The organism is Nodosilinea sp. LEGE 07298, assembly GCF_015207265.1.
GTDB lineage: Bacteria > Cyanobacteriota > Cyanobacteriia > Phormidesmidales > Phormidesmidaceae > Nodosilinea.
The window spans coordinates 1-4,473 of record NZ_JADEXE010000425.1; the positions used below are offsets into that span (position 1 = coordinate 1).

4 protein-coding genes are annotated in these 4,473 nt (G+C 54.0%); 1 reads left to right on the plus strand and 3 read right to left on the minus strand.

Going from position 1 to position 4,473, the window contains the following annotated elements:
• The first annotated feature begins 582 nt into the window (after window positions 1–582).
• Window positions 583–1,602, plus strand: a complete 1,020-nt coding sequence (locus tag IQ273_RS30900) for a glycosyltransferase family 2 protein (RefSeq protein ID WP_194026919.1) — start codon at window positions 583–585, stop codon at window positions 1,600–1,602.
• A 96-nt stretch (window positions 1,603–1,698) separates the two neighbouring features.
• On the opposite strand, the gene IQ273_RS30905 is transcribed toward IQ273_RS30900, so the two are convergent.
• The 3 genes from IQ273_RS30905 to IQ273_RS30915 form a co-directional block, all read right to left on the minus strand.
• On the minus strand, window positions 1,699–2,394 hold the full coding sequence (locus tag IQ273_RS30905) for a response regulator transcription factor (RefSeq protein WP_194026920.1): 696 nt from the start codon (window positions 2,392–2,394) through the stop codon (window positions 1,699–1,701).
• The gene (locus IQ273_RS30910) at window positions 2,391–3,863 is read right to left on the minus strand and encodes a cell wall metabolism sensor histidine kinase WalK (protein ID WP_228054223.1); all 1,473 of its coding nucleotides are present in this window, start codon (window positions 3,861–3,863) and stop codon (window positions 2,391–2,393) included. The genes IQ273_RS30905 and IQ273_RS30910 overlap by 4 nt, the downstream gene beginning before the upstream one ends.
• A 179-nt stretch (window positions 3,864–4,042) precedes the next feature.
• Window positions 4,043–4,473 (minus strand): phosphotransferase (locus IQ273_RS30915; protein WP_194026921.1); only part of this gene is annotated, 431 nt, incomplete at its 5' end.

Here is a 4,473-nt window from a genome sequence, read left to right on the forward strand (position 1 = left end):
GTCTGCAATGGGAAGACAAATCGTTTTATCGCCTGCGGTTCCACGCTTCCGTCGTTGCTTGGCCATCACGTTGGCCTCCTAAGCGCTCTACCCCTATTTTACTCGACACAAACTTGGGTGGAACTAGGACCAATTTAAGCCTTAAGGCCGATATATGTCTGGTCATGCGTTGCTTCAACAATTTATGAAGCGTGCATGACCAGTTTTTTGGCTGCGTAGTTTTAATTAAAGCAATGCAGGCGGCATTCGCTGAAATCTGGGTTTGGGTATCTTGGGAACCATTCATAACTTGTCTCTCTTAGAAGCCTGCTTAGATTGAATTAAAACTATTTGAATTTAATAGCTCCGCGAGGTCACGAACAAAAGGAAGCGAAAATGCCTAAACAGCAGCAAAAAACTATCTTTAGGCAGATTTTGGATCTTCAATTTGTCACTTTCCAGGTTGTTTTTTATAGACTTCAACTGTGTTCTTAAACGTAAGTATTGATGAAGTCTTGATGAATTCCTGGTTGACTGTCTCAAAGACTAAGCCTTGAGCCTGTATTTTCAAGTTGAGCTTTAGTCCCTAATTCTCTTTTTAGTATGGATCAGATTGGCGTTGTGACTATTGGCCGCAATGAGGGAGAGCGCCTGATTCGCTGTCTCACGTCTCTACGGGCCAATGTGCCTACTGGCAGCCCCATTGTCTATGTAGATTCTGGCTCTACCGATGGCAGCGTGGCTAAGGCACAAGAGATGGGAATCAGCGTTGTTGAACTCGATATGACCGTGCCTTTCACCATGGCTCGAGGACGCAACACGGGGTTTCAGTACTTAGTCGACAACTTTCCCGATTTGGCCTACGTACAGTTTATTGACGGCGACTGCGAGCTACTGCCGAACTGGATTGATCAGGCTGTTATGGCGTTAGGGCAAGCAGACGACTTAGCCATAGTCTGTGGGCGGCGGCGAGAGCGGTTTCCTGAGGTGTCTCCCTACAATCGCTTGGCTGATATAGAGTGGAATACCCCTATAGGGGAGGCTAAAGCCTGCGGGGGCGATATGCTGGCTCGGGTTGAGGCGATTAAAGCCGTGAAAGGCTATGACCCCAAAATGATCTGTGGGGAAGAGCCAGAGATGTGTATTCGGCTGCGTCAAAAGGGATGGAAAATAGAGCGTATTGATGCTGATATGACCCTCCACGATGCTGCCATGACCCGCTTTGGTCAATGGTGGAAGCGATCGGTTCGAGGTGGATGGGCGGTTGCAGAGGGTAACGCCCTGTATGGTGAGTCTGCCGAGGCTTATATGGTGAAAGAGAATAAAAGCGGCTGGCTTTGGGGAGCGATTGTACCCGCAGTGGCGCTGGCTTTAGCCTGGCCTAGCCGGGGGCTAAGCTTGCTGCTTTTGCTGGGCTATCTAATTTTAGGATGGCGAATTTATAAGTATCGCCAGGGTCAGGGCGACTTGCCGGGGCATGCGCGTATCTATGCTTTCTTCTGTACGTTGTCAAAATTTCCCCAGGCGGTTGGGCAGGGCCGGTATTGGCTGAATCGCTGGCGCAATAAGCCGGCTACGCTGATTGAATACAAGTCAGCTCCGATGGTCAGCCCGGAGCCTTAGATGCTAACCAATCGCGAAGTTTTGGGCTGAGGCGGCATCAATTCACGTCTGCTATAAGTCGCCGCGATCGCTTGCCCATAAAATCCATATAGAAACCTAGCTGACAGCTGCATTGATCACCTCTGACGGCACCATGCGGTAGCCCATGCCGCGTACGGTTTCGATGCAGTCGCTGCCCAGCTTTTTGCGCAGGTAGCCCACGTAGACATCGACAATGTTTGAGCCAGGGTCGTAGCCATAGCCCCAGGCCAAATCGAGCAGCTGCTCGCGACTGAGCACCTGCCCGGCGTGGCGCATAAACGTTTCGGTGAGAATAAATTCTCGCGCCGACAGTTCGACCACTTGGCCGCCCACTTGTACCTGGCGGGTGAGCAGGTCGAGCATGACAGGACCAACGCTCAGCGTAGTTTTGACCAATTTTGGGCTGGTCTGAGCCGATCGCAGGCGGGCGCGAATTCGCGCCAGCAGTTCTTCAAAGCGAAAGGGCTTAGTGACGTAGTCATCGGCCCCGGCCTCTAGCCCGTTTACCTTGTCGTAGAGATCATCGCGGGCGGTGAGCAAAATAATCGGTTTGGCAAAGCCCTGACCGCGCAGGGCTTCTAGTACCGTCATGCCGTCGCGATCGGGCAAGCCCAGATCGAGAATGAGTAGATCAAACTCGCCGTCTAGGGCCAGAGTAATACCGCCGTCGCCGTCTTCGACGTGGATAGTGATAAAGCCATGGGCCTGTAGCCCTTTCTTTAAAAACGAGGCAATGCGAGGCTCGTCTTCGACGACTAAGATGCGACTCATGGATGGGGCTCCTGGAACGATTTGAGGGGCAGAACTAAGGTAAATATTGCGCCGCAATCGGGCTGGCTGGCGAGCTGAATGCTGCCGCCGTGGGCCTGCACAATGGCTTGCACAATGGCCAACCCCAGCCCCGAACCATCGGAGCGGCCGTAACGACTCTTGCCGCGCACAAAGCGCTGAAAAATACGGGTTTGATCAGCTAATTCAATGCCTTCGCCGGTATCGCGTACCCAAAGGTGAACCTGGTCGTTATGACGACTAGACCCCAGCGCGATGGTGTCACCTGGGCGGGTGTGCTGGGTCGCGTTTTGGGCCAGATTGACAATCGCCTCTGTCAGGCGCTGGCGATCGCCCACGAGTTGCCCATCGGCGATCGCCTCTAGCTGCCAGCGGCGATCGCCCAAGGCGGTAATTTTGGCGTACAGCTCTTCGGTAAATACCGTCAGGTCGATCGGTTCGGGAAACAGAAAGTCGGGGCGTTCGGCCTTGGCCAGCAGCATCAGCTCGTCGATGAACCGGCTCATGCGATCGAGCTCGTCAATGACGATATCGAGGGTTTCTTGCTGTTCTTGGGGGGTGGTGCCCATCAGTTCTAGATGGCCGCGAATTATGGTGATTGGGGTGCGCAGCTCGTGACCCACATCGTTGAGCAGCTGCCGCTGACTGTTGAAGGTGGCCTCAATGCGATCGAGCATGTCGTTAAACGTGCGGGTTAGCTCGGCGATATCCCCCGTGGTGCTCTCCAAAGCAATGCGCTCGGTCAGGTTCGACTCGGTAATCAGGCGGGCGGTCTGGCTCAGCAGCCGCAGCGGGGCCAGCACCCGGCCCGCCGCAAACCAGGCCAAGGCCGACGCGATCGCCAGCACCACCAGCGACACCTGAGCAATAACTAGCACCAGTTCGTTAACCTTGGCGCGATCGCGGCTGACCATATGGGCTACGACAAACACGCCTCTCACCTCTCCTGCTGCCCTAATGGGCTCAGCTAAGTACAGCACAGTGCCAGAGAGGGTAGATTCGCCGTCCTGCCTGGGTATCGTTAAGGATTCCCACTCCTGCATCAGGACGCTGTCGGATCGCAGCGCCATGGGCAAGGCCAGAGAACTAGCTTTATAAAACTCACCGTCGACAATAGCCAGCAGGTACTCGTTGTCTTCGGGAATATTGCGCGACAGAAATACGTCAAAAATCGCGTCGATGTCATTGCCAAAAGGCTGGCCGGTTTTAGGATTTCGACCGTTGCGCAGCTGCCGAAATTCTTCTACCTCCTGGTACAGCGATTGCTCGACCCACTTATCTAAGCGGGAAAACAAAATTTGTCGCACCGTCAGCACCGACGCCACACTCGAAAGGGCCATCAACAGCAGGTACCAAATCAAAATTCGGCTGCGAGCTTCGCCCAGCATCTGTCGCCAACCGCTTAGTGGCGGTAGGGCTGAGCCGGATTTAGATAGGGCAAGGCGTTCCAAAGGCGTTTGGTGCTTAGAGCAGTTTTGCTCAGCCGCTACAAGGCATAACCAACTAAGGGTGAATCTTGCTGAGCTGGTAGAGAGATATCTAAATTGTGAAGGGTTTTAGGCCCAAAAGTTCCTAAAGTTCCTTGACACCAGCCTAGACGCGCTAATCATTAAGCGTGAGCTACCGATCTTTATGCCCGGTTTAACCAGTTGCTCAAGCGGGTCTCGCACAGCTTTAGGATGGCCTCGGTATAGGGGCGGCGGCTAGGAATGCGGGTGCTGATATGAAGGTGCCGCACCAGGGTTAGCAAGGTGTACAGCTCAATGTCGTGCTGTAAGGCAATCGAGGCTTCGGTGGTCTGGGTTGGTGCACAAACCAGAGCCAGGTAAGCGGTTTTCAGGGTAATTTCGCGATCGCTCAACGCGTCAGCATTGCCCATTTCTCGCAGGCTTTGCTCGGTAATATGGGCGATAAAGTTGCCAATATCCACCGCTGGCGATCCTTGGCAGCAGAGGTCAAGGTCAACCAGCCACAGGCGATCGCCGTCAACGAGCACCTGATCGGCATAGAAGTCGCGGTGGATGGTGGAGTGGGGGGTGGATGGGTAGATGGGTGGATGGG